Below are 21535 nucleotides of genomic sequence, written 5' to 3' on the forward strand. Positions count from 1 at the left end.
TACCGGCCCACCAACGCCCGTCGTCAGGCGCCGTATTTCCGTGCCAGCGAGTCGTGCAGCGCGACGTACTCCTGCGCGAGCTTGTGCTTCGCGTCGAGATGGATCATCGGCCGCGCCTGCTCGTGGGATTCCTTGATCTTCACGGACGCGGACAAATAGGGCGTCAGCACCGGCAGGCCTTCGTCGATCAGTTCCTGCACGACTTTCTGCGGCAGTGCGGCGCGTGCCTGGAACTGGTTGACGACGATCCCTTCGACCTGCAGGTCGCGATTGTGGTCGCTGCGGATTTCCTGCACGTTTTCCAGCAGCGAGTACAGCGCACGGCGGGAAAACTCGTCGCAGTCGAACGGGATCAGGCAGCCGTGCGCGGCGATCAGTGCCGAGCGGGTGTAGAAATTGAGCGCCGGCGGCGTGTCGATGTAGATGCAGTCGTAGCGGCCGGCCAGCTCCTCGAGCGCATCGCGCAGCTTGTAGATCTTGTAGCGCGACTCGAGCTTGCCCTGCAGGTCTTCGAGTCCCGGGTGCGAAGGCATCACGTCGAGCCCTTCGAAAGGGCTCGCGACGACGAACTCGGTCGTCTTCTTCGGGTTCAGCTTGAAGTTGAGCGTCTGGTCGAAGAAATCCGCCAGCGTCGTGTCGAACTCCCCGCCGGAGCGGCCGAGCAGATATTGGGTCGAGTTGCCCTGCGGGTCGAGGTCGACGACCAGCGTACGCCTGCCCCGGTGGGCGCTGATCGCCGCGAGGTTGCAGGTAATGGTTGACTTGCCGACTCCGCCTTTCTGATTGAATACCACGCGTCGCATCTTGGCTTTCCTGGTTGGGCTGCCACGCGATTGTGCCAAAAAATGTCCACGGGCAGTGCCGATGTGCGCCGACGCCGCGCAGGCACAGAAGATGGCGCGCAACGCCATGCCGGCTTGCCCTGACATCCCTCTGCCCAAGGCTGGGCGGCTGCGCTAAACTTTCGCCTCGTCAAAGGTGGCGTCAGCGGCTGTCGCATGAAGCCGCCGTCATGCGGGCCGCCGCGCCCGATCCGCTGCGATGCCCGGTTCAATGCCGGCCATTCGATCAGAACAAGCCACATCGCTGCGGACATTCCTCATTGGTTGGCGAGGCGCCGGTGCGAGCGCAGAGTTTTTCCGCACATTCATGAACAAAGACAACCCACTTAGCACGAGAGGGAGCGCAATGGATCAGGATTTCATCACCGCGGCACTGGATTATCATCGTTCGCCGACCCACGGGAAAATTTCGGTTGTTCCCACCAAGAGCCTGACGAACCAGCGCGATCTCGCGCTCGCCTACTCGCCGGGCGTGGCCGCGGCGTGCGACGCGATCGTCGCGGACCCGGGACAGGCGCGCGAACTGACATCGCGCGGCAATCTCGTCGCCGTCGTCACGAATGGCACCGCGGTGCTCGGGCTGGGCAACATCGGTCCGCTCGCGTCGAAACCGGTCATGGAAGGCAAGGGCTGCCTGTTCAAGAAGTTCGCGAACATCGACGTGTTCGACATCGAACTCGCCGAACGGGACCCGGACAAGCTCATCGAGATCATCGCGTCGCTCGAGCCGACGCTCGGCGGCGTCAACCTCGAGGACATCAAGGCGCCCGAGTGTTTCTACATCGAGCAGAAACTGCGCGAGCGGATGAACATTCCGGTCTTTCATGACGACCAGCACGGCACCGCGATCATTTCGTCGGCAGGGCTGATCAACGGTCTCAAGATCGTCGGCAAGGACATCGGCGAAGTGAAGCTGGTGTGCTCGGGCGCGGGCGCCGCGGCGATCGCGTGCCTCGACCTGATGGTCGGGCTCGGGGTGAAGCGCGAGAACGTGTTCGTCTGCGACTCCAAAGGCGTGATCCGCGTCGGCCGTGACGAGAACATGGAACCGAACAAGGCCCGCTACGCGCAGAGTACCGACGCGACGACGCTTGGCGAGGTCATCGACGGCGCCGACGTGTTCCTCGGCCTGTCGACCGCGGGCGTGCTGAAGCCCGAGATGGTCAAACGGATGGCGGACAAGCCGCTGATCTTCGCGCTCGCGAACCCGAATCCGGAAATCCTGCCCGAAGTGGCGAAGGAAGCGCGTCCGGACTGCATCATCGCCACCGGGCGGTCCGATTATCCGAACCAGGTCAACAACGTGCTGTGCTTCCCGTTCATCTTCCGCGGCGCGCTCGATGCCGGCGCGACGAAGATCACTGAGGAGATGAAGCTCGCGTGCGTGAAGGCGATCGCGGAACTCGCCCGCGCCGAGCAAAGCGACATCGTCGCCGCGGCCTACGGCAACGCCGACCTGCATTTCGGCCCGGACTACATCATTCCCAGCCCGTTCGACCCGCGCCTGATCGTCAAGATCGCGCCTGCGGTCGCCAAGGCGGCGATGGAATCCGGCGTCGCGACGAGGCCGATCGAGGATCTCGCAGCCTACGCGGCGAGCCTGTCGGATTTCGTCTATCAGTCGGGCATTGTCATGAAGCCGGTGTTCTCCGCGGCGAAGCGGATCCCGGCCGAATTCAAGCGCGTGCTGTACGCCGAAGGCGAGGACGAACGCGTGCTGCATGCCGCCCGCGTCGTCATCGACGAGGAACTCGCGCGGCCGATCCTGATCGGCAGGCCGAGCGTGATCGAGATGCGTATCCAGAAGATCGGCCTGAACCTGGTGCCCGGGCGCGACTTCGACATCATCAATCCCGAGTCCGACCCGCGCTACCGCGAGCTGTGGCAGGAATACCACCACATGATGTGCCGCGACGGCGTGACGCCCGAGCTGGCGAAGGCGAAGATGCGCCGCGACACGACGCTGATCGGCTGCATGGTGCTGCGTCGCGGCGACGCCGACGCGCTGGTGTGCGGCACCTTCGGCTCTTACGACTACCACTTCAAGACCGTCGAGGACGTCATCGGGTTGAAGAAGGGCTCGAAGCTGTTCGCGGCGATGAGCCTGCTGCTGCTGCCCAAGCGCATGCTCGCGATCACCGATCCGTACGTGAACGAGAATCCGAGCGCCGAGGAAGTCGCTGAAATCGCCCGGATGGCCGCCGAAGAGCTGCGCCGTTTCGGCATCGAGCCGCGCGTCGCGCTGTTGTCTCATTCGAACTTCGGCAGCTCGCGTTCGACTTCCGCGCGCAAGATGCGCGAGGCGTCCGAGATCCTCCGCCGCATCGCCCCGGGCCTCGAATGCGACGGCGAGATGCACGGCGATTCGGCGCTGTCGCCGGATATCCGCAAGAAGTCGAACCCGGACTCCATGCTCACCGGCGAAGCCAACCTCGTCGTGATGCCGAACCTCGACGCGGCGAACATTTCGTTCAACTTGATGAAGATCGCGAACGGCGACGGTGTGTCGGTCGGTCCGATGCTGCTTGGCGCGGCGCTGCCGGTGCATATCCTGACGCCGTCGGCGACCGTGCGCCGGCTTGTGAACATCACCGCCGTGTCGGTGGTCGACGCTTTCGAGCAGCGGCAGTTTGCCGCCGCGCAGGAGTAAGGTAAGGCTGTCCGGCCGCCGGTTCCGTCGAGGAGCCGGCGGCTGCGACGAACGTCATCCCGGTTTTCATGCAACGCCTGCTGATCGTCCTCGGCTTGATCCTGGTTGCCGCGGGCCTGTTATGGCCGTGGTTGGCACGCCTGCCGTTCGGCCGGCTTCCTGGCGACTTCCACATCGAACGGGAAGGCTTCGGCTTCTATTTTCCGCTGACGACAGGCCTGATCGTCTCGATCGTGATCAGCCTTATCCTCTGGATCTTGCGCCGCTGAGGCCTGGCGTCGGCCAGCCCTACAGGAGACCCCGGATGCGAATTCCCGTGCTCGCGGCCGTGGCCGCGATGCTTCTTGGCGCACCCGCGGCCCGGGCCGAATGGCTGCTGGCCGCTTTCGCTACGCGCGTGGTCGCCGGGCAACCGCTGAATATTTCGATCGCCCGCGACGCTTCCGACGAGTTGCCGCTGCCGGATCGTCTCGAAGCCGTCATCGAAGTCGGCGAACAGCGTGTCGCCGTGGAACTGCTGGCCGCAGGCGGCGGCGAGGGCGCCGCGTTCCGGCGCGATTACGTGCTGAACTGGCCGGAGCAGCTCACGGGAGCCGCGGTCGTGGAACTCGCCGACCGCGGTTCGTCGCGCCTGCTGCTGATCGCGCAGGAAGCTGCCGCGCCGCCCGGCGCCGACGTGGCCAAGGCTGCGCAGGAGCCGGTCCTGCCTGCGGCGACACTTCCGCCGGCCCCGGCGCTGTCGGTCAACGAGCCGATGTATTTCCTCGTCGGCGGCGGGGCCGGTCGCTCGGCGCGTGTCCAGCTCAGTTTCAAGTACCGCATCTTCGAGCCCGAAGGCCCCGTTGCCGAACTGCTGCCGCCGTTGCGCGGCCTGCATTTCGGTTACACGCAAACCTCGGTGTGGGATCTGCGCTCGGACTCGAAGCCGTTCCGCGACACGAGCTACCGGCCGTCGCTGTTCTACGAGTGGCGACTCGCGTCCGATTCCGACCGCCAGCACGGCATTACCGTACGCACGGGCTACGAGCACGAATCGAACGGGCGGGACCGGGAGAACTCGCGCAGCCTCGACACGCTGTTCGCGTCGCTGGACTGGCGTCATCGCCTCGGCGAGCGGCAATCCTATGTCGGCATCACGCCGAAGATCTGGGGTTACCTCGATCGCGACGAAAACCCGGACATCCACCGCTATCGCGGTTATGGCGAACTCGGGGTGCGTTTCGGCCGGGACGACGGCTTTCTCGCTCAGCTGCGCCTGCGCCACTCGACGCGCGGTGGCAGTTCGCAGCTCGATCTGTCATATCCGCTGTCGCGCGCGATCCTGTCGGACACCGCGTCCTACCTGCATTTCCAGGTGTTCGACGGATATGGCGAAACATTGCTCGATTACAACCGGTCGCGCGGAACGCAGTTTAGAATCGGCTTCTCGATCCAGCGCTGAACCGCGGGCGACGGCGGTTGCCCTCCTGCGCTTGCCTGCGCCGCGCGGGCCGCATCGAACCCACAAGGAGACCAGCATGCCCCATGCGATTCGCTTCCATCGAACCGGCGGCCCCGAGGTCCTGCAATGGGAGGCCATCGATGTTCCGTCGCCCGCGCAGGGCGAGGCGCGCGTGCGGCAGCATGCCGTCGGGCTCAACTACATCGACACATACCATCGCACCGGGCTGTATCCGGCGCCGTTGCCGTCCGGCATCGGTCTCGAGGCGGCCGGGGTCGTGGAGGCGGTCGGCGAGGGGGTGGACGATCTCGCGCCGGACGACCGTGTCGCCTATGCCGGAGGCCCGCTCGGCGCCTATGCGGACCTGCGCAACATGCCGGCCGACCGGCTCGTGAAGCTTCCCGACCCGGTCTCGTTCGAGCAGGGCGCGGCGATGCTGCTGCAGGGGCTGACTGCGCAGTATCTGCTGCGTCGCACCTACCGCGTGCAACCGGGTGACACGATCCTCATCCACGCCGCCGCGGGCGGGGTCGGCCTGATCGTGTGCCAGTGGGCGAAGGCGCTCGGCGCAACCGTCATCGGAACCGTGGGTTCGGATGAGAAGGCTGAACTCGCCCGTGCCCACGGCTGTGACCATCCGATCGTCTACACGCGCGAGAACTTCGCCGAGCGGGTCAGGGAGATCACCGGCGGCGAAGGGTTGCCGGTGGTCTATGACTCGATCGGCAAGGATACTTTCATGGAGTCGCTGGGCTGCCTGCGGCCGCTCGGCATGATGGTGCTGTTCGGTGCCGCTTCGGGGCCGGTGCCGCCGTTCGATCTCGGCCTGCTCGCGAAGATGGGGTCGCTGTTTATCACGCGCCCGACGCTGTTTACCTACTCGGCCAGGCGGCCGGATCTGCTCGCGATGGCGGCCGATCTCTTTGATGTCGTCATCTCGGGCAAGGTGCGGATCGAGGTCAACCAGCGTTTCGCGCTGAAGGACGCTTCGCAGGCGCACCTTGAGCTCGAGGCCCGCCGCACCACCGGTTCGTCGATCCTGCTGCCGTGAGTGCGCGCCGCGAAGGTGCATCGCCGGGAGGCCTGCTGGCGCTGTTCCTGATCCTGGTCTTTCCGGCCGCGCCGCTCGTGCCGCAGGCGCTGGCGCAACCGGCGGGCCAGAGCGCGATGAGCCCGGCCGCGACGGCGTTCCTGGCGGCGAGCAGCCGGCGCATCGAGGACCACTTCGTCAGCGAGGTCGTGCGCATCACCGGCGCCACCCCGGCACAGGTGCGCAGGGCGATGCCCGACGAACGCCGCATCACGTCGACGGCTTCGCGACTCATCTCCGCGCTCGAAGCGGAACTCGGCGCGCCGTTGCCGCCCGGGCAGCAGCAGGCGATTCTCGAGGCCGACCACGCGCGCAAGCAGTCTCTGGCACAGGCCCGCGAGGCCGCCCGGCAGCGTTGAGCGATCACGTGAGGTGGCGGGGCATCGGGTAAAATTCCGCCCATGACTGCTCCACACGACCCCCGTTTCATTCATCTGCGGCTGCACTCCGAATATTCGATCTCCGACGGCATCGTCCAGATCGACCAGGCGATCGCGCGCGCCGCCGCCGATGCCATGCCGGCCCTCGGCATTTCCGATCTGGCCAACCTTTTCGGCATGGTCAAGTTCTACAAGGGCGCCCGCGGCAAGGGCATGAAGCCGATCGTCGGCGTCGACGCCTGGATCACCAACGACACGGACCGCGACAAGCCCTTCCGCGTGTTGCTGGTCTGCAGGAACCGCAAGGGTTACGGGCAGTTGTGCGAGTTGCTGACGCGCGCCTATCTCGACAACAAGTACCGCAGCCGCGCCGAGATGCGCCGGCAATGGTTCGCCGACGGCGCTGCGTCGGATCTGCTCTGCCTGTCGGGCGCGATGGGCGGGGACATCGGCCAGGCGCTGGTGAACGGCAATCCCGACGTCGCGGAGCGACTTGCCGCCGAGTGGGCACAGCTATTCCCCGACGCGTTCTACATCGAGCTGCAACGCGCCGGCCATCCCGGCACCGAGGCCTATATCCGCCAGGCCGTGCAGCTCGCGGGCAAGCTCGGCCTGCCGGTCGTCGCGACGCATCCGGTGCAGTTCCTCAAGCGCGAGGACTTCAAGGCGCACGAGGCGCGCGTGTGCATCGCGCAAGGCTACGTGCTTGCCGACAAGCGCCGGCCGCGCGACTTCACCGAGGAGCAGTACTTCAAGAGCCAGGACGAGATGTGCGCGCTGTTCGCCGACATCCCGGAGGCGCTCGAGAATTCGGTCGAGATCGCCCGCCGCTGTTCGCTGACCGTGCAGCTCGGCAAGAACTTCCTGCCGCAGTTCCCGACGCCCGAAGGCATGACGCTCGACGATTTCCTCGTCGCCGAAGCGAAGGCGGGCCTTGAAGTGCGGCTGAAGGAACTCTATCCGGATGAGGCGGAGCGCGAGCGCCAGCGCCGGACCTACGAGGACCGGCTCAAGTTCGAGACCGACACGATCATCCAGATGGGCTTTCCCGGCTACTTCCTGATCGTCGCCGACTTCATCAACTGGGCGAAGGAAAACGGCGTGCCGGTCGGGCCGGGGCGCGGTTCCGGCGCCGGTTCGCTCGTCGCGTACAGCCTGCGCATCACCGACCTCGACCCGCTCGCGTACGCGCTGCTGTTCGAGCGCTTCCTGAATCCGGAGCGGGTGTCGATGCCCGACTTCGACATCGACTTCTGCCAGGACAACCGCTACCGCGTCATCGAGTACGTGCGCAGCCGCTACGGCAAGGAGGCGGTCAGCCAGATCGCGACCTTCGGCACGATGGCGTCGAAAGCGGTCGTGCGCGACGTCGGGCGCGTGCTCGACCTGCCGTACGGGCTATGCGATCGCCTCTCCAAGCTGATTCCGATCGAAGGCGCGAAGCCCGTCTCGCTCGCCAAAGCCTACGACATGGAGTCGCAGATCGGCGAGATGATGAAGGACGGCAACGACGGCGAGTCGGTACAGGAGCTGTGGAGCCTCGCCGAACCGCTCGAAGGCCTCTCCCGCAACGTCGGCATGCACGCCGGCGGCGTGCTGATCGCGCCGGGCAAACTCACCGACTTCTGCCCGCTCTACATCGCCGACGGCGACGACGCGACGCCGGTGTCGCAGTTCGACAAGGACGACGTCGAGGCGGTGGGCCTTGTCAAGTTCGACTTCCTCGGGCTGCGCAACCTGACGATCATTGAGCTCGCCGTCGAGTACGTCGAACGCCTCACCGGCGAAAAACCCGACCTCGCCGCGCTGCCCTTCACCGACCCGGCCGCCTACCAGATCCTCAAGGACGCGAACACCACCGCGATCTTCCAAGTGGAATCGGAGGGCATGAAGAAGCTGCTGAAAAAGCTCGCCCCTGACCGCTTCGAGGACATCATCGCGGTGCTCGCGCTGTACCGCCCGGGGCCGCTCGGCTCGGGGATGGTCGACGACTTCATCCTGCGCAAGAAAGGCCAGCAGGAGATCGATTACTTCCACCCGGACCTGAAGCCCTGCCTCGAGCCGACCTACGGCGTGATCGTGTATCAGGAACAGGTGATGCAGATCTCGCAGATCATCGGCGGCTACACGCTCGGCGGCGCCGACATGCTGCGCCGCGCGATGGGCAAGAAGAAGGCCGAGGAAATGGCGCTGCACCGCGAGACGATCGCTGCCGGTGCGAAGCAGAAGGGCTACGACCCGGCGCTTGCCGAGCAGCTCTTCGACCTGATGACGAAGTTCGCGGAGTACGGCTTCAACAAGTCGCACACCGCGGCCTACGCGGTCGTCACCTATCACACCGCGTGGCTGAAGGCGCACCACTGCGCGGCGTTCATGGCCGCGACGATGTCGGCCGATCTCGACAACACCGACACGATCAGGATCTTCTTCGAGGACGCCGTTGCGAATGGCGTGACGATCCTGCCGCCGGACGTCAACGCCTCCGACTTCCGCTTCGTGCCGACCGACCGCAATACGATCCGCTACGGCCTCGGCGCCGTGAAAGGGGCGGGGGAGCCTGCGGTTCGCGCGATCCTCGCGGCACGGGAGGCCGGCGGACCGTTCCGCGACCTGTTCGATTTCTGCGCGCGGGTCGATCGGCGCGCGGTCAACCGTCGCGTCATCGAGGCGCTGATCCGCGCCGGCGCGTTCGACCTCATCGAACCGAGCGGCAGCGCCGACCGCGCGCGCCTGCTCGCGACTGTGAGTCTCGCGATGGAAGCGGCCGAGCAGGCAGCGGCGAACGCGTTGCAAGGGGGGCTTTTCGACCTGATCCCGGAAGCGGCCGGGGCAGCGCCGGAGTACGTCCGCGCCCGCCCGTGGACCGAACGCGAGCGGCTCAAGGAAGAGAAGCTCGCGATCGGCTTCTTCCTCTCCGGCCATCCGTTCAACAGTTTCCGCAAGGAGGTGCGCCGCTTTGTCCGTCGGCCGCTCGCCGAGCTCGAACCTTCGCGGGATCTGCTGATGCTCGCCGGCGCCGTCATGGACGTGCGCACGAAGATGACCGGCCGCGGCAAGATGGCTTTCGTCGTGCTCGACGATGGCAGCCAGGTGCGCGAAGTGTCGGTGTTCTCGGAACTGTTCGACTCGCAGCGCAGCAAGATCGTCACCGACGAAGTGCTGGTGGTCGAAGGCAAGGTGAGCAACGACGACTTTACCGGCGGGCTGCGCATCGTCGCCGACAAGCTGATGACGCTCGGCGAAGCGCGCTCGCGGTTTGCCCGCGCGCTGCAGCTGACGGTCAACGGTGAAGTGAAGGCTGCGGGCGGCGCGAGTGCCGCGGCCGATCGTCTGCAAAGCCTGCTGGCGCCGTTCCGCGAAGGAGGCTGCCCGGTCCGGCTGCGTTACCGCAACGAGGTGGCCGAAGCGGACCTGCCTTTCGGCGAGGGCTGGCGCGTGCGTCTCGACGACGCGCTGCTCGACGGCCTGCGCCAGTGGCTGCCGGCGGACGCGGTCGAAGTGATCTATCCGAACTGAGCTTCGTCACCCCCCGGAAGAAAAAACAGCCGCGGCCCTTTCCGGGACGCGGCCGTTTTTATCCGACAGCCCTGATCAGAGCGCTTCGGCGTGCTGCGCGAGGTATTCCGCAACGCCGCTCGGGTCGGCCTTCATGCCGGCCTTGCCCTTGTTCCAGCCAGCCGGGCAGACCTCGCCGTGCTCTTCGGTGAATTGCAGCGCGTCGACCATGCGCAGCATCTCGTCGATGTTGCGGCCCAGCGGCAGGTCATTGACGACCTGGTGACGCACGACGCCGGCCTTGTCGATCAGGAAGGAGCCGCGGAACGCGACGCCGCCTTCGGATTCGACGTCGTACGCACGGCAGATCTCGTGCTTGATGTCGGCGACCATCGGATACTGCACTTGCCCGATACCGCCGCTGTTGACCGGCGTGTTCTTCCACGCGAGGTGCGTGAACTGGCTGTCGATCGACACGCCCAGCACTTCGACGCCGCGCTTCTTGAATTCATCCAGGCGGTGATCGAACGCGATCAGCTCGGACGGGCAGACGAAAGTGAAATCGAGCGGGTAGAAGAACAGGACCGCGTACTTGTCCTTCGTGAATTGCGAGAAGGTGATGTCCTTGATTTCATTGTTGCCGAACACCGCCGTCGCGGTGAAATCGGGGGCTTGCTTGCCTACGAGGACTGCCATGGTTGATCTCTCCTGCTTGGTTTGAACGGGGTGTATGCATCTTGGGCCACGCTATCCGGGGCGTCAAATTGCAATTGCAATGGTGTGTTGATAGCCCTTTTCTATCGATACGCTCGCGTCTCCTCGCACCGCTATGCCGTGGGACGGACTGAGAAAGGTCCCGGTTCCGGCAATGGCCCCTCTGCAACGACCAATTCCTGCACGTGGGCGGCGGGCGGGCCGCGTCGTGCCCATGTAATGAAATGTTCGACCGCTGTCTCGGGGCCGGCGACCAGCGCCTCGACCGAGCCGTCCCGCCGGTTGCGCACCCATCCCGCAAGCCCCAAGCGAACGCCTTCAGCCTGCGCGCTCGCCCGGTAATACACCCCCTGCACACGACCGCGGATCGTCAGATGGCGTGAAACGGTTGCGTCATCAAGCATACGATAACTCCGGTTCGTGCCCGCGCAGCCGCTGGGCGCGGATCAGGGCTTCGGTCATGTTCGCCGCGATGTTGTCGTCGCCGAGGCTCGCCTGGAATCCGGAGCGGAACACGAGCGACGCGGGCTGCTCGTTCAGGTCGCACAGGATCAGCTGCGCGCCGCGCTTCTGCAGCGTGCGATGCAGCGTCTGGAGCGCGTCGAGGCCGGTGGTGTCGATGTTGATCACCTTTTCGAGATCGAGGATCACGGCGTCCGGATGGCCCTCCTGCATCAGCAGCAGGCTCTCGAGCTTGTTCGCCGCGCCGAAGAACAGGCTGCCGAATACCCGGTAGGCGATGATCCGCGGCGTGCCATCGCTCCGCGACAGGGCTTCGACGCCGTAATGGTCTTCGAGCGGGACCCGTTCGATGCGGGTGAGGTCCGACATCCGATAAATGAAAAACAGACTCGCGAGCAACATTCCGAGTTCCACGGCGAGCGTCAGGTCGAACACTACCGTGACGAAGAAAGTGCCGAGCAGGATCATGCGGTACTGCTTCGAATAGCGCGCCAGTTCCTTCCAGGCGAAGGCATGCCATTCGCCCATGTTGACCGACACCACGACGACGATCGCCGACAGTGCGGCGAGCGGGATGTGGCTCGCGAGCGGCGCCAGCGCGAGCACGACGGCGAGCAGCACCAGCGCGTGCACCATCCCGGCGACCGGCGTTTGCCCTCCCGAGCGCACGTTGGTCGCGGTGCGGGCAATCGCGCCGGTGGCCGCGAAGCCGCCGAACAGCGGCGCGACGACGTTCGCGACGCCCTGCGCGATGAGTTCCTGGTTGGGATCGTGACGGTCGTCGATCAGGTTGTCGGCGACGCGTGCCGAGAGCAGCGATTCGATCGCCCCGAGCAGCGCAATCGTCAGGGCCGGCACGATCAGCTTGCCGAGCGTGCCGAGCGACAGCGCCGGCAGGCCGATGTCGGGCAGCTCCTGGGGAATGCCGCCGAAGCGGCTGCCGATGGTGTCGATCGGCAAGTGGATCAGCGCATTGACCGCCGTGGCGATCAGCAGCACTGCGAGCGGCCCGGGCAGGCGGCGCATCCAGGCTATTCGCGTCGCCGTGCGGTTCCATGCGATCAGCACCGCGAGCGACGCGATCGATGTGGCCACGGTCGGGAAATCGATCGTGTGCATCGCCGCCAGCAAGGTTTCCATCTTGCCGAAGAACTCTCCCGGCATCTTCTCGATGTCGAGCCCGAGGAAGTCCTTGATTTGCGAAATGAAGATCACCACGGCGATGCCGTTCGTGAATCCGATGACCACTGACACCGGGATGAAGCGGATCATGCTGCCGAGCCTGAAGGCACCCATGCCGAGCAGCATCACGCCCGACATCATCGTGGCGATCAGCAGGTTCTGCACGCCGAAGTCGGCGACGATCGCGTAGACGATCGGGATGAAGGCGCCGGTCGGGCCGCCGATCTGCACTTTCGAGCCGCCGAGGGCGGAGATCAGGAAGCCGGCGACGATCGCCGTCCACACGCCGGCGGTCGGACTCATGCCGCTGGCGATCGCGAACGCCATCGCCAGCGGCAGCGCGAGCACGCCGACGGTGATCCCGGCGGAAAAATCGTTGATGAATGTAGCCCGGCCGTAGCCGGGCAAGGTGTCAAGCAGTTTCGGGCGAAACCTGATCATGAAGCCTCCTGAATTCCTCGCTGTGTTGCCTACCCCGGGTGCTGCAGCGCTGCAGCGGCCCGGGGCCGGTTCGATGCTGCACGAACCAGCGTTTCGAGGGAGTCAGGGGCATGTCGGTTCTATGCCTCGATCATTTCACCCGCATGCCGGGCGCGGCGCCCGTGTCCGGTGTCAGGATGTAGATCCCGGCGCCCTTGTCGTCCGCGTCGGAGGCGGCGAGCACCATGCCCTCGCTGACGCCGAACTTCATCTTGCGCGGCGCGAGGTTGGCGACCATCACCGTGAGCCGTCCGACGAGCGCCGCCGGGTCGTACGCCGACTTGATGCCGGCAAACACCTGGCGCAGCTTCGTCTGCCCATTTTCGGTCTCGCCGATGTCGAGTTGCAGACGGATCAGCTTGTCGGCGCCTTCGACGTGTTCCGCGCCGACGATGCGGGCGATGCGCAGATCCACCTTCGTGAAATCGTCGATCGAGATGTGCGGCATCGCCGTCTCCGCGGACTGGGCTTCGTGTTGCTGCTTTTCCGCGTGGCGCTGCTGCGACGACGCGACTTTTGCGGCCGGAGCTGCCGGCGCGAGCGATTCGCGGTTCGCGTCGAGCAGCGCGTCGATCTGCTTGCGCTCGACGCGTGTCATCAGGTGCGCATAGGGGTTGATCGCGTGCGCGGCGGGCAGCGGCTGCCAGGTTTGCGGCCAGGCGAGCGGGTCGATCGCGAGGAAGGCTTCGACTTTTTCGGCGAGAGCGGGCAGCACCGGCTTGAGATACAGCGTAAGGTCGCGGAAATGCGTCAGCGCCGTGCTGCACACGACATGAAGATGCCTCTCCTGGCCTTCCTGCTTCGCCAGTTCCCACGGTTTGTGGTCGTTGACGTACTGGTTCGCGAGGTCGGCGAGTCGCATGATCTCGCGCAGCGCGCGGCCGTAGTCACGTTCTTCATAGGCGTGTGCAATCGTCCCGGCGGCAAAGGCAGCTTCGAAATCGGCGGTCGCCCGCGGATCGCTCACGCCGAGCTTGCCGTCGAAGCGCCTGGCGATGAAGCCCGCGCAGCGGCTGGCGATGTTGACGTACTTGCCGACGAGGTCCGAATTCACTTTTGCGACCATGTCGTCGAGGCTGAGATCGACGTCTTCCATCGTGCCGTTCGACTTGGTCGCGAAGTAATAGCGCAGCCATTCCGGATTGAGGCCCTGCGAGACGTAGGAGCGCGCCGTGATGAACGTGCCGCGGCTCTTGCTCATCTTCGCGCCGTCGACAGTCAGGAAGCCATTGACGCACAACTGCGTCGGCGTGCGGTAGCCGGCGAACCGGAGCATCGCCGGCCAGAAGAGGGCGTGGAAGTAGAGAATGTCCTTGCCGATGAAGTGCACCATCTCGGTGCCGGCCGTTTCGGCGCGAACGGCGTCGGTGAAGTCGTCGACGGTGATGTCGCCACGCCGTTCGGCAAGATTGCGGAAGCTCGCGAGGTAGCCGATCGGGGCGTCGAGCCAGACGTAGAAATATTTTCCGGGGGCGCCGGGAATCTCGAAACCGAAATACGGGGCGTCGCGCGAAATATCCCAGTCGGACAGCGTGTTCCCGCCGTCGCCGACTGCTTCGTCGCCGAGCCATTCCTTCATCTTGTTCGCCGCTTCGGCCTGCAGCCGGCGGGTGCCGGCGGCATTTGTGCCGCGCGTCCATTCGCGCAGAAACGCCACGGCGCGCGGGTCGGACAGGCGGAAAAAGTAATGCTCCGACGTCTTCAGCACGGGTTTCGCGCCGGACACGGCCGAGTGCGGGTTCTTGAGCTCGGTCGGTGCGTACGCGGCGCCGCAGACCTCGCAGTTGTCGCCGTACTGGTCGGCGGCGCCGCACTTCGGGCATTCGCCTTTGATGAAGCGGTCCGGCAGGAACATCTCCTTGACCGGATCGTAGAACTGCTCGATCGCGCGGGTGTCGATCAACTCGGCGGCCTGGAGCTTCGTGTAGACGTCTTCCGCGTAGGCCCGGTTTTCGACGCTGTGAGTGCTGTGGTAGTTGTCGAATGCGACGCCGAAGTCGGTGAAGTCACGCAGATGTTCGCCGTGCACGCGGGCGATCAGTGCTTCGGGCGTGATGCCTTCCTTTTCCGCACGCAGCATCACCGGCGTACCGTGCGTGTCGTCCGCGCAGACGTAATGCACCGTGTTGCCGCGCATGCGCTGATAGCGCACCCAGATGTCGCCCTGGATGTAGCCGACGAGATGGCCGAGGTGAATGTCGCCGTTGGCGTAGGGCAGGGCGTTGGTAACCAGTATCTTGCGCGGCATGATGGGCGGAAATGGAAAAAGGAAGAGTGTAGCAAAGGCGTCGCCGTTGTCCTGCGACGCCGCGGGAAACGACCGGCTGCGGGACTATTCGAACGGACGCAGGACGATCTCGACGCGACGGTTCTTCGCGCGTCCCGCCTCGGTAGCGTTGTCGGCGATCGGCTCGGCTTCGCCCTTGCCGTCGGCATGCAGACGAGCAAGCGCGATGCCGCGGCGGCGCAGATGCTCCGCCACGGTTTCGGCGCGCTGGATCGAAAGCTGCAGATTGTGCAATTCACTGTCCAGGCTGTCGGTGTGACCGAACACCCGGATTTCGACCTCGGGGGACGGAGCCAGGGCCGATGCGACACGGTCCAGGCTCGCGGTCAGGGCCGGTTGGGGCTCAGTGCCACCACGGGAAAAGGCTTCCGCGCCGGGGAGCAGCAGTTGCAGGGTGCCATCGTCGCGTACCCGGGTTGCGATCTCGCTCGAGCCGCTCAAGTGTTTGACGATGCGGTTGCGTTCGGCGGGCCAGTCGAAGGCCGCGTTCGTTGCGACCGGCACGGCGCGATGGATCGGCGTCGCGGCGACGGGAGGTGGCGTCGCAGTCGTCGTGGCGCAGGCCGACAGCAACGCGCTCACGCCAATCAGGACGAATAGCCAAAATCGGTTCATGCTGTGGGTAATCCCGGGTGGTGAAGGGAATCAGTGCGGGGAGCCAGTTCGGGAAAATCAGTTCGCCAAGGGGCGCATTTTACCGCGTGGGGACGCTGGCAGAATGACCCTGCTGAACAAGAGGGTGAGCGGGCACGCAGGCTTAGGTATGATTTACCCTCTTGAGGCCCGAATCGCGGGCTGCCGATCGCCGAGGATATGTCACCATGAGTCTCACCCAGGAATCTGTCACCGAAGCGCTCAAGGGCGTTATCGATCCGAACACCGGCAAGGATTTCGTTTCGACGCGCTGCGTCAGGAACGTCAGCATCAGCGGCAGCGACGTCCGTGTCGAACTCGAACTCGGCTACCCGGCGAAGACACAGCATGAATCGATCCGCGAAATGCTCGCCGCCGCGATTGCCACGATTCCCGGCGCAGGGCGGGTGACGATCGACGTACACAGCAAGGTCGTCGCGCACGCGGTGCAGCAGGGCGTGAAGCTGCTGCCGGGCGTCAAGAACATCATCGCCGTAGCTTCCGGGAAAGGGGGGGTCGGCAAGAGCACGACCGCCGTGAACCTCGCCCTTGCGCTGACGGCAGAAGGTGCGACAGTCGGGCTGCTCGACGCGGATATCTATGGTCCGTCGCAGCCGCATATGCTCGGCATCGGCGACCAGCGTCCGGAGTCGCTCGACGGCAAGACGATGGAGCCGCTGCAGGCGCACGGCCTGCAGGTGATGTCCATCGGCTTCCTCGTCGATGTCGAGACGCCGATGGTGTGGCGCGGCCCGATGGCGACGCAGGCGCTCAACCAGTTGCTGAAGGAAACCAACTGGAAAGATCTGGACTACCTCGTCATCGACATGCCCCCAGGCACCGGCGACATCCAGCTCACGCTGTCGCAGAGCGTGCCGCTGACCGGCGCCGTGATCGTCACGACACCCCAGGACATCGCTTTGCTCGATGCGCGCAAGGGACTCAAGATGTTCGAGAAAGTGGGGGTGCCGATCATCGGCGTCGTCGAAAACATGAGCATCCATATCTGTTCGAATTGCGGCCACGAAGAAGCGATCTTCGGCACTCGCGGGGGTGAGCGCCTGTGCGCCGACTACAACGTGCCTTTCCTCGGCGCGCTGCCGCTCGATCTGCAGATCCGCCAGGAAACCGATGGCGGGGCGCCGACCGTCGTGTCCGATCCGGAAGGTCGCATCGCGGAGCTCTACAAGGGGATCGCGCGCAAGGTGGCGGCACGCGTGGCGGTCAAGGCGAAGGACATGACGCACAAGTTCCCGAGCATCGTCATCAAGAGCACGTGAAAACGGGCCGGCCGCGGAATCGGTTTTTCCCGCTTCCGATCGGACACCGCTTAGCCTAAACTAGCCGATTTTTCGCGTCCGGCGGGTGCCGGGCCGGCCCCGGAGGAAACGCCACCCCATGTCCATCAAGTCCGACAAATGGATTCGCCGCATGGCGGAACAGCAGGGGATGATCGCGCCGTTCGCGCCCGAGTTGGTCCGCCACAACGGCACGGGGAAAATCGTCTCGTACGGCACTTCGAGCTACGGCTATGATGTGCGCTGCGCGAACGAATTCAAGATCTTCACCAACATCAACTCGACGATCGTCGACCCGAAGGATTTCGATGCGCGAAATTTCGTCGATTTCGTCGGTGACGTGTGCATCATTCCGCCGAACTCGTTCGCGCTCGCGCGCACGGTCGAGTATTTTCGTATCCCGCGCAATGTCCTGACGGTGTGCCTCGGCAAGTCGACCTACGCGCGGTGCGGCATCATCGTGAACGTCACGCCGCTGGAGCCCGAATGGGAAGGTCACGTGACGCTCGAGTTTTCGAATACCACGCCGCTGCCGGCGAAGATCTACGCGAACGAGGGCATCGCGCAGATGCTTTTCTTCGAGGCCGACGAGGTGTGCGAAACGTCGTACAAGGATCGCGGCGGCAAATATCTCGGCCAGACGGGCGTGACGTTGCCGAAAATCTGATTCATCGACTCGATCCGCTGCGCGCGGACCACACGACAAACGGGGCCGGCTGACGGCCCCTTGTGCTTTTCGGTAACCGGGAAGCAGGATTCACGTGGGTATCATGCCCATTGCCCCAACGCAAGAAGCTGGAGAAGAGGGATGCGCTTTCACTTTCCGATCATCATCATCGACGAGGACTTCCGCTCGGAAAACACGAGCGGCCTCGGCATTCGCGCGCTGGCCAAGGCGATCGAGGAAGAGAGCATGGAAGTGCTCGGCGTCACGAGTTATGGTGACCTGACCTCGTTCGCGCAGCAGCAAAGCCGCGGCTCGGCCTTCATCCTGTCGATCGACGACGAGGAGTTCTCTTCACCGGAGGCGTCCGACAAGTCCATCGCCGAGCTGCGGGCATTCGTCGTCGAGATCCGATTGCGCAACGCCGACATCCCGATCTTCATCCACGGCGAAACCCGTACCAGCCGGCACATCCCGAACGACGTGCTGCGCGAGCTGCACGGCTTCATCCACATGTTCGAGGACACGCCCGAGTTCGTCGCCCGCTACATCGTGCGCGAAGCGAAGAACTACCTCGAGAGCCTGGCGCCGCCGTTTTTCCGTGCGCTGGTGCATTACGCCGCCGACAGTTCGTATTCGTGGCATTGCCCGGGCCATTCCGGCGGCGTGGCGTTCCTGAAAAGCCCGGTCGGGCAGATGTTCCACCAGTTCTTCGGCGAGAACATGCTGCGCGCGGATGTGTGCAACGCCGTCGAGGAACTCGGTCAGCTGCTCGACCATACGGGTCCGGTGGCCGCCTCCGAACGCAACGCCGCACGCATCTTCAACTGCGACCATCTCTATTTCGTCACCAACGGCACCTCGACGTCAAACAAGATGGTGTGGCACACGACGGTCGCACCCGGCGACGTCGTCGTCGTCGATCGCAACTGCCACAAATCGATTCTCCATTCGATCATCATGACTGGCGCGGTGCCGGTGTTCCTGACGCCCACGCGCAACCACTACGGCATCATCGGTCCGATCCCGCTGGAAGAATTCAGCATGGAGACGATCCGGCGCAAGATCGAGGCGAACCCGTTCGCGCGCCCGAGCGCCGGCAAGAAGCCCCGCATCCTGACGATCACGCAGTCGACGTACGACGGTGTCGTGTACAACGTCGAGACGATCAAGGAGATGCTCGACGGCGAGATCGACACGCTGCACTTTGACGAAGCCTGGCTACCGCACGCCGCCTTCCATGATTTCTACGGCGATTACCACGCGATCGGCGCTGATCGCCCGCGCTGCGAGAAATCGATGGTGTTCTCGACGCAATCGACACACAAGCTGCTGGCCGGGCTGTCCCAGGCTTCGCAGATCCTCGTGCAGGACTCCCAGACCCGCAAGCTCGATCGCGACATCTTCAACGAAGCCTATCTGATGCACACTTCGACGTCGCCGCAATACGCAATCATCGCTTCGTGCGACGTCGCGGCGGCGATGATGGAGCCTCCCGGCGGGCCGGCCCTGGTGGATGAGTCGCTGTCGGAAGCCGTCGAATTCCGACGCGCGATGCGCAAGGTGGAAGCCGAATTCGGGCCCGCCGACTGGTGGTTCAAGGTCTGGGGGCCCGAATACCTGCCCGAGGAGGGCATCGGCGAGCGGGAGGACTGGATGCTCAAGGCCGGCGAGCGCTGGCATGGATTCGGCAATCTCGCGCCGGGCTTCAACATGCTCGACCCCATCAAGGCGACGGTGATCACGTCGGGGCTCGACGTCGACGGGGACTTCGCAGATTCCGGCATCCCCGCCGGGATCCTCACCCGTTATCTCGCCGAGCACGGCATCATCGTCGAAAAGACCGGGCTGTACTCGTTCTTCATCATGTTCACGATCGGCATCACGAAGGGCCGGTGGAACACGATGGTGACCGAGTTGCAGCAGTTCAAGGACGACTACGACCGCAACCAGCCGTTGTGGCGCGTAATGCCGGAGTTCATTGCGAAGCATCCGCGCTACGAGAAAGTCGGCCTGAAGGACTTGTGCGCGCAGATCCACAGTTTCTACAAGTCGTACGATATTGCGCGGCTCACCACCGAGATGTATCTGTCGGATATGGTTCCGGCGATGAAGCCGGCCGATGCGTTCGCCAAGATGGCGCACCGCGAGATCGAGCGGGTGCCGATCGATGAACTCGAGGGGCGTGTGACCGCGATGCTCGTCACACCCTATCCGCCAGGGATCCCGCTACTGATTCCGGGCGAGCGTTTCAACGCGACGATCGTGCGTTACCTGAAGTTCGCGCGTGATTTCAACGCCGGCTTTCCGGGGTTCGAGACCGATATCCACGGCCTCGTCAGGGAACATGCAGAGGGGCGGTTCGACTATTACGTCGACTGCGTGAGGCAGAACTGACCGACGACGCTGAACCGGGAGCGAGCTTCCCGGTTCAGCGTCTCTTGCGCCGATACTCGACGAAATCGAACGAAAATTCGTTATGCGCGTCCGCGTCGTGCCTTTCGCGCCTCACCTCGTCGAAGTCTCCCCGGTCGAACGCCGGGAAATGCGCGTCTCCGGCTACGTCGGCGTGCACCTCCGTAAGTAGCAGCGCGTCGGCCCTGTCGAGCAACCGGCGATACAGTTCGGCGCCGCCGATGACGAAGACGGTCTCGCCGCTCGCGGCCTCGAGCGCTGTTTCGGGATCTGGAAAAACCTCCGCCCCGGTCGCGGAGTAACTGGTGTCGTGCGTGACGACCAGATTGCGTCGAGCGGGTAGCGGTCGCCCCAGCGATTCCCAGGTTTTACGCCCCATCAGCACGGGATGCCCGATCGTCGTTTCCTTGAATCGGGCAAGATCCGCCTTCAGTCGCCACGGCAATTTATTGCCTCTTCCGATCACACCGTTTCGCGCAGTCGCCGCGATGATGATCACTTGCCGCTTGCTCGCGCTCATACGGCCACTTCCGCTTTGATATGAGGATGGGGGTCATAACCTTCGAGACGAAAATCCTCGGAGCGAAATCCGAAGATGTCGGTGACGTCGGGATTCACGATCATCCGCGGCAAAGCGCGCGGTTGCCGGGAAAGCTGCAGGCGTGCCTGATCGAGATGATTGAGGTACAGGTGGCAATCCCCCCCTGTCCACACGAAATCGCCGGCGCGTAGCCCGCAAACCTGGGCTACCATCAGCGTCAGCAGCGCGTAGGACGCGATATTAAACGGCACCCCGAGGAAGATGTCGGCACTGCGCTGGTACAACTGGCAGGACAGCCGGTCACCCGCAACATAGAACTGGAACAGCGCGTGGCACGGCGGAAGCGCCATTCCGGCGATTTCTCCCGGATTCCACGCTGAAACCAAATGGCGTCGCGAATCCGGATTGCGCTTCAATCCGTCGATCAGTTGTGCAATCTGGTCGATGGTGGCCCCGTTCGCGGTCTCCCAGCGGCGCCATTGTTTGCCGTACACGGGACCGAGCTCGCCATTCTCGTCAGCCCAGTCGTCCCAGATCGAGACGCCATTCTCATTGAGGTAGCGGATATTGGTATCACCGCGCAGAAACCACAGCAATTCGTAAATGATCGACCGGGTGTGCAACTTCTTCGTCGTGAGCAGAGGAAAGCCGTCGTCGAGATCAAACCGCATCTGCCAACCGAAGGTTGAAAGTGTACCGGTCCCGGTCCGGTCCGATTTCCGGTCACCGTGATCGAGAACATGGCGCATCAGGTCGAGATACTGTTTCATGGGAGGTCCCTCGCGTCGAGGCCGAAATTCTACGGCTACGGGAGACACTCCCCATTTTATTTTTCGGGTGGTCTCGCTTCAATAACAGGTTGACGGCCTGTTGGATGTGTCTATAATTCGCCCCTCTTCGCGGCACCGTGCGGTTTTGGCAGGACGGTGCGAGGCGAGGTGGCGATGGAGGGAGCTTCCCG

17 protein-coding genes are annotated in these 21535 nt (G+C 64.3%); 9 read left to right on the forward strand and 8 right to left on the reverse strand.

The features are described from left to right. Window positions 1-23 precede the first annotated feature (23 nt). Window positions 24-803, reverse strand: a complete 780-nt coding sequence (locus tag GO606_RS01235) for a ParA family protein (protein ID WP_169119099.1) — start codon at window positions 801-803, stop codon at window positions 24-26. Window positions 804-1188: 385 nt separating this feature from the next. Between GO606_RS01235 and GO606_RS01240 the strand changes: the two genes are divergently transcribed. From GO606_RS01240 to dnaE, 6 genes are all read left to right on the forward strand, one after another. After that, window positions 1189-3492 (forward strand): NADP-dependent malic enzyme, encoded by a 2304-nt coding sequence (locus GO606_RS01240; RefSeq protein WP_169119100.1) that lies wholly within the window; start codon window positions 1189-1191, stop codon window positions 3490-3492. 68 nt (window positions 3493-3560) lie between these two features. Continuing rightward, window positions 3561-3761, forward strand: a complete 201-nt coding sequence (locus GO606_RS01245) for a DUF2905 domain-containing protein (RefSeq protein ID WP_169119101.1) — start codon at window positions 3561-3563, stop codon at window positions 3759-3761. A 35-nt stretch (window positions 3762-3796) separates the two neighbouring features. Next, window positions 3797-4933 (forward strand): phospholipase A, encoded by a 1137-nt coding sequence (locus GO606_RS01250; RefSeq protein ID WP_169119102.1) that lies wholly within the window; start codon window positions 3797-3799, stop codon window positions 4931-4933. A 76-nt stretch (window positions 4934-5009) separates the two neighbouring features. Continuing rightward, window positions 5010-5984 (forward strand): quinone oxidoreductase family protein, encoded by a 975-nt coding sequence (locus tag GO606_RS01255; protein ID WP_169119103.1) that lies wholly within the window; start codon window positions 5010-5012, stop codon window positions 5982-5984. Next, window positions 5981-6382, forward strand: coding sequence for a hypothetical protein (locus GO606_RS01260; RefSeq protein WP_169119104.1), 402 nt, complete (start codon window positions 5981-5983; stop codon window positions 6380-6382). The genes GO606_RS01255 and GO606_RS01260 overlap by 4 nt, the downstream gene beginning before the upstream one ends. Before the next feature lie 42 nt (window positions 6383-6424). Next, window positions 6425-9919, forward strand: coding sequence for a DNA polymerase III subunit alpha (gene dnaE, locus GO606_RS01265; protein WP_169119105.1), 3495 nt, complete (start codon window positions 6425-6427; stop codon window positions 9917-9919). A 75-nt stretch (window positions 9920-9994) separates the two neighbouring features. Here the strand turns inward: dnaE and GO606_RS01270 are convergent, their stop codons facing one another. From GO606_RS01270 to GO606_RS01290, 5 genes are all read right to left on the reverse strand, one after another. Next, entirely contained in the window at window positions 9995-10594 is a 600-nt protein-coding gene (locus GO606_RS01270; protein WP_169119106.1) for a peroxiredoxin, read from the reverse strand. 131 nt (window positions 10595-10725) lie between these two features. Next, the gene (locus GO606_RS01275) at window positions 10726-11016 is read right to left on the reverse strand and encodes an acylphosphatase (RefSeq protein ID WP_169119107.1); all 291 of its coding nucleotides are present in this window, start codon (window positions 11014-11016) and stop codon (window positions 10726-10728) included. Next, a complete protein-coding gene (locus tag GO606_RS01280) occupies window positions 11009-12697 on the reverse strand; it encodes a SulP family inorganic anion transporter (RefSeq protein WP_169119108.1) in 1689 nt (562 codons plus the stop codon). The genes GO606_RS01275 and GO606_RS01280 overlap by 8 nt, the downstream gene beginning before the upstream one ends. A gap of 130 nt (window positions 12698-12827) precedes the next feature. Then, window positions 12828-14984: a methionine--tRNA ligase gene (gene metG / locus GO606_RS01285; protein WP_169119109.1), complete on the reverse strand. Its 2157-nt coding sequence runs from the start codon at window positions 14982-14984 to the stop codon at window positions 12828-12830. Between the two features lie 84 nt (window positions 14985-15068). Further along, a complete protein-coding gene (locus tag GO606_RS01290; RefSeq protein ID WP_246979268.1) occupies window positions 15069-15605 on the reverse strand; it encodes an OmpA family protein in 537 nt (178 codons plus the stop codon). Window positions 15606-15844: 239 nt separating this feature from the next. On the opposite strand from GO606_RS01290, the gene apbC reads away from it, so the two are divergent. From apbC to GO606_RS01305, 3 genes are all read left to right on the forward strand, one after another. Then, the gene (gene apbC, locus GO606_RS01295) at window positions 15845-16936 is read left to right on the forward strand and encodes an iron-sulfur cluster carrier protein ApbC (protein ID WP_169119111.1); all 1092 of its coding nucleotides are present in this window, start codon (window positions 15845-15847) and stop codon (window positions 16934-16936) included. A gap of 118 nt (window positions 16937-17054) precedes the next feature. Then, the gene (gene dcd, locus GO606_RS01300) at window positions 17055-17621 is read left to right on the forward strand and encodes a dCTP deaminase (protein WP_011238314.1); all 567 of its coding nucleotides are present in this window, start codon (window positions 17055-17057) and stop codon (window positions 17619-17621) included. A 141-nt stretch (window positions 17622-17762) separates the two neighbouring features. Then, window positions 17763-20015 carry an arginine/lysine/ornithine decarboxylase gene (locus GO606_RS01305; RefSeq protein ID WP_169119112.1) on the forward strand — a complete coding sequence of 751 codons (2253 nt, stop codon included), beginning with the start codon at window positions 17763-17765 and terminating at the stop codon, window positions 20013-20015. Between the two features lie 34 nt (window positions 20016-20049). Here the strand turns inward: GO606_RS01305 and GO606_RS01310 are convergent, their stop codons facing one another. Further along, window positions 20050-20553 carry a dihydrofolate reductase gene (locus GO606_RS01310; RefSeq protein WP_169119113.1) on the reverse strand — a complete coding sequence of 168 codons (504 nt, stop codon included), beginning with the start codon at window positions 20551-20553 and terminating at the stop codon, window positions 20050-20052. Beyond that, entirely contained in the window at window positions 20550-21344 is a 795-nt protein-coding gene (locus GO606_RS01315) for a thymidylate synthase (protein ID WP_169119114.1), read from the reverse strand. Before GO606_RS01315 ends, GO606_RS01310 begins: the two co-directional genes overlap by 4 nt. Window positions 21345-21535: the final 191 nt, after the last annotated feature.

Origin of the sequence: Aromatoleum anaerobium (genome assembly GCF_012910705.2) — a bacterium.
Lineage (GTDB): Bacteria > Pseudomonadota > Gammaproteobacteria > Burkholderiales > Rhodocyclaceae > Aromatoleum > Aromatoleum anaerobium.

Bases quoted from the DNA above. Each gene is read 5' to 3' on its own strand.
- metG (WP_169119109.1), bottom strand. From the start codon at position 14,984: ATGCCGCGCAAGATACTGGTTACCAACGCCCTGCCCTACGCCAACGGC.
- GO606_RS01275 (WP_169119107.1), bottom strand. From the start codon at position 11,016: ATGCTTGATGACGCAACCGTTTCACGCCATCTGACGATCCGCGGTCGT.
- GO606_RS01235 (WP_169119099.1), bottom strand. From the start codon at position 803: ATGCGACGCGTGGTATTCAATCAGAAAGGCGGAGTCGGCAAGTCAACC.
- GO606_RS01280 (WP_169119108.1), bottom strand. From the start codon at position 12,697: ATGATCAGGTTTCGCCCGAAACTGCTTGACACCTTGCCCGGCTACGGC.
- GO606_RS01255 (WP_169119103.1), top strand. From the start codon at position 5,010: ATGCCCCATGCGATTCGCTTCCATCGAACCGGCGGCCCCGAGGTCCTG.
- GO606_RS01305 (WP_169119112.1), top strand. From the start codon at position 17,763: ATGCGCTTTCACTTTCCGATCATCATCATCGACGAGGACTTCCGCTCG.
- dnaE (WP_169119105.1), top strand. From the start codon at position 6,425: ATGACTGCTCCACACGACCCCCGTTTCATTCATCTGCGGCTGCACTCC.
- apbC (WP_169119111.1), top strand. From the start codon at position 15,845: ATGAGTCTCACCCAGGAATCTGTCACCGAAGCGCTCAAGGGCGTTATC.
- dcd (WP_011238314.1), top strand. From the start codon at position 17,055: ATGTCCATCAAGTCCGACAAATGGATTCGCCGCATGGCGGAACAGCAG.
- GO606_RS01310 (WP_169119113.1), bottom strand. From the start codon at position 20,553: ATGAGCGCGAGCAAGCGGCAAGTGATCATCATCGCGGCGACTGCGCGA.
- GO606_RS01245 (WP_169119101.1), top strand. From the start codon at position 3,561: ATGCAACGCCTGCTGATCGTCCTCGGCTTGATCCTGGTTGCCGCGGGC.
- GO606_RS01270 (WP_169119106.1), bottom strand. From the start codon at position 10,594: ATGGCAGTCCTCGTAGGCAAGCAAGCCCCCGATTTCACCGCGACGGCG.
- GO606_RS01315 (WP_169119114.1), bottom strand. From the start codon at position 21,344: ATGAAACAGTATCTCGACCTGATGCGCCATGTTCTCGATCACGGTGAC.
- GO606_RS01250 (WP_169119102.1), top strand. From the start codon at position 3,797: ATGCGAATTCCCGTGCTCGCGGCCGTGGCCGCGATGCTTCTTGGCGCA.
- GO606_RS01240 (WP_169119100.1), top strand. From the start codon at position 1,189: ATGGATCAGGATTTCATCACCGCGGCACTGGATTATCATCGTTCGCCG.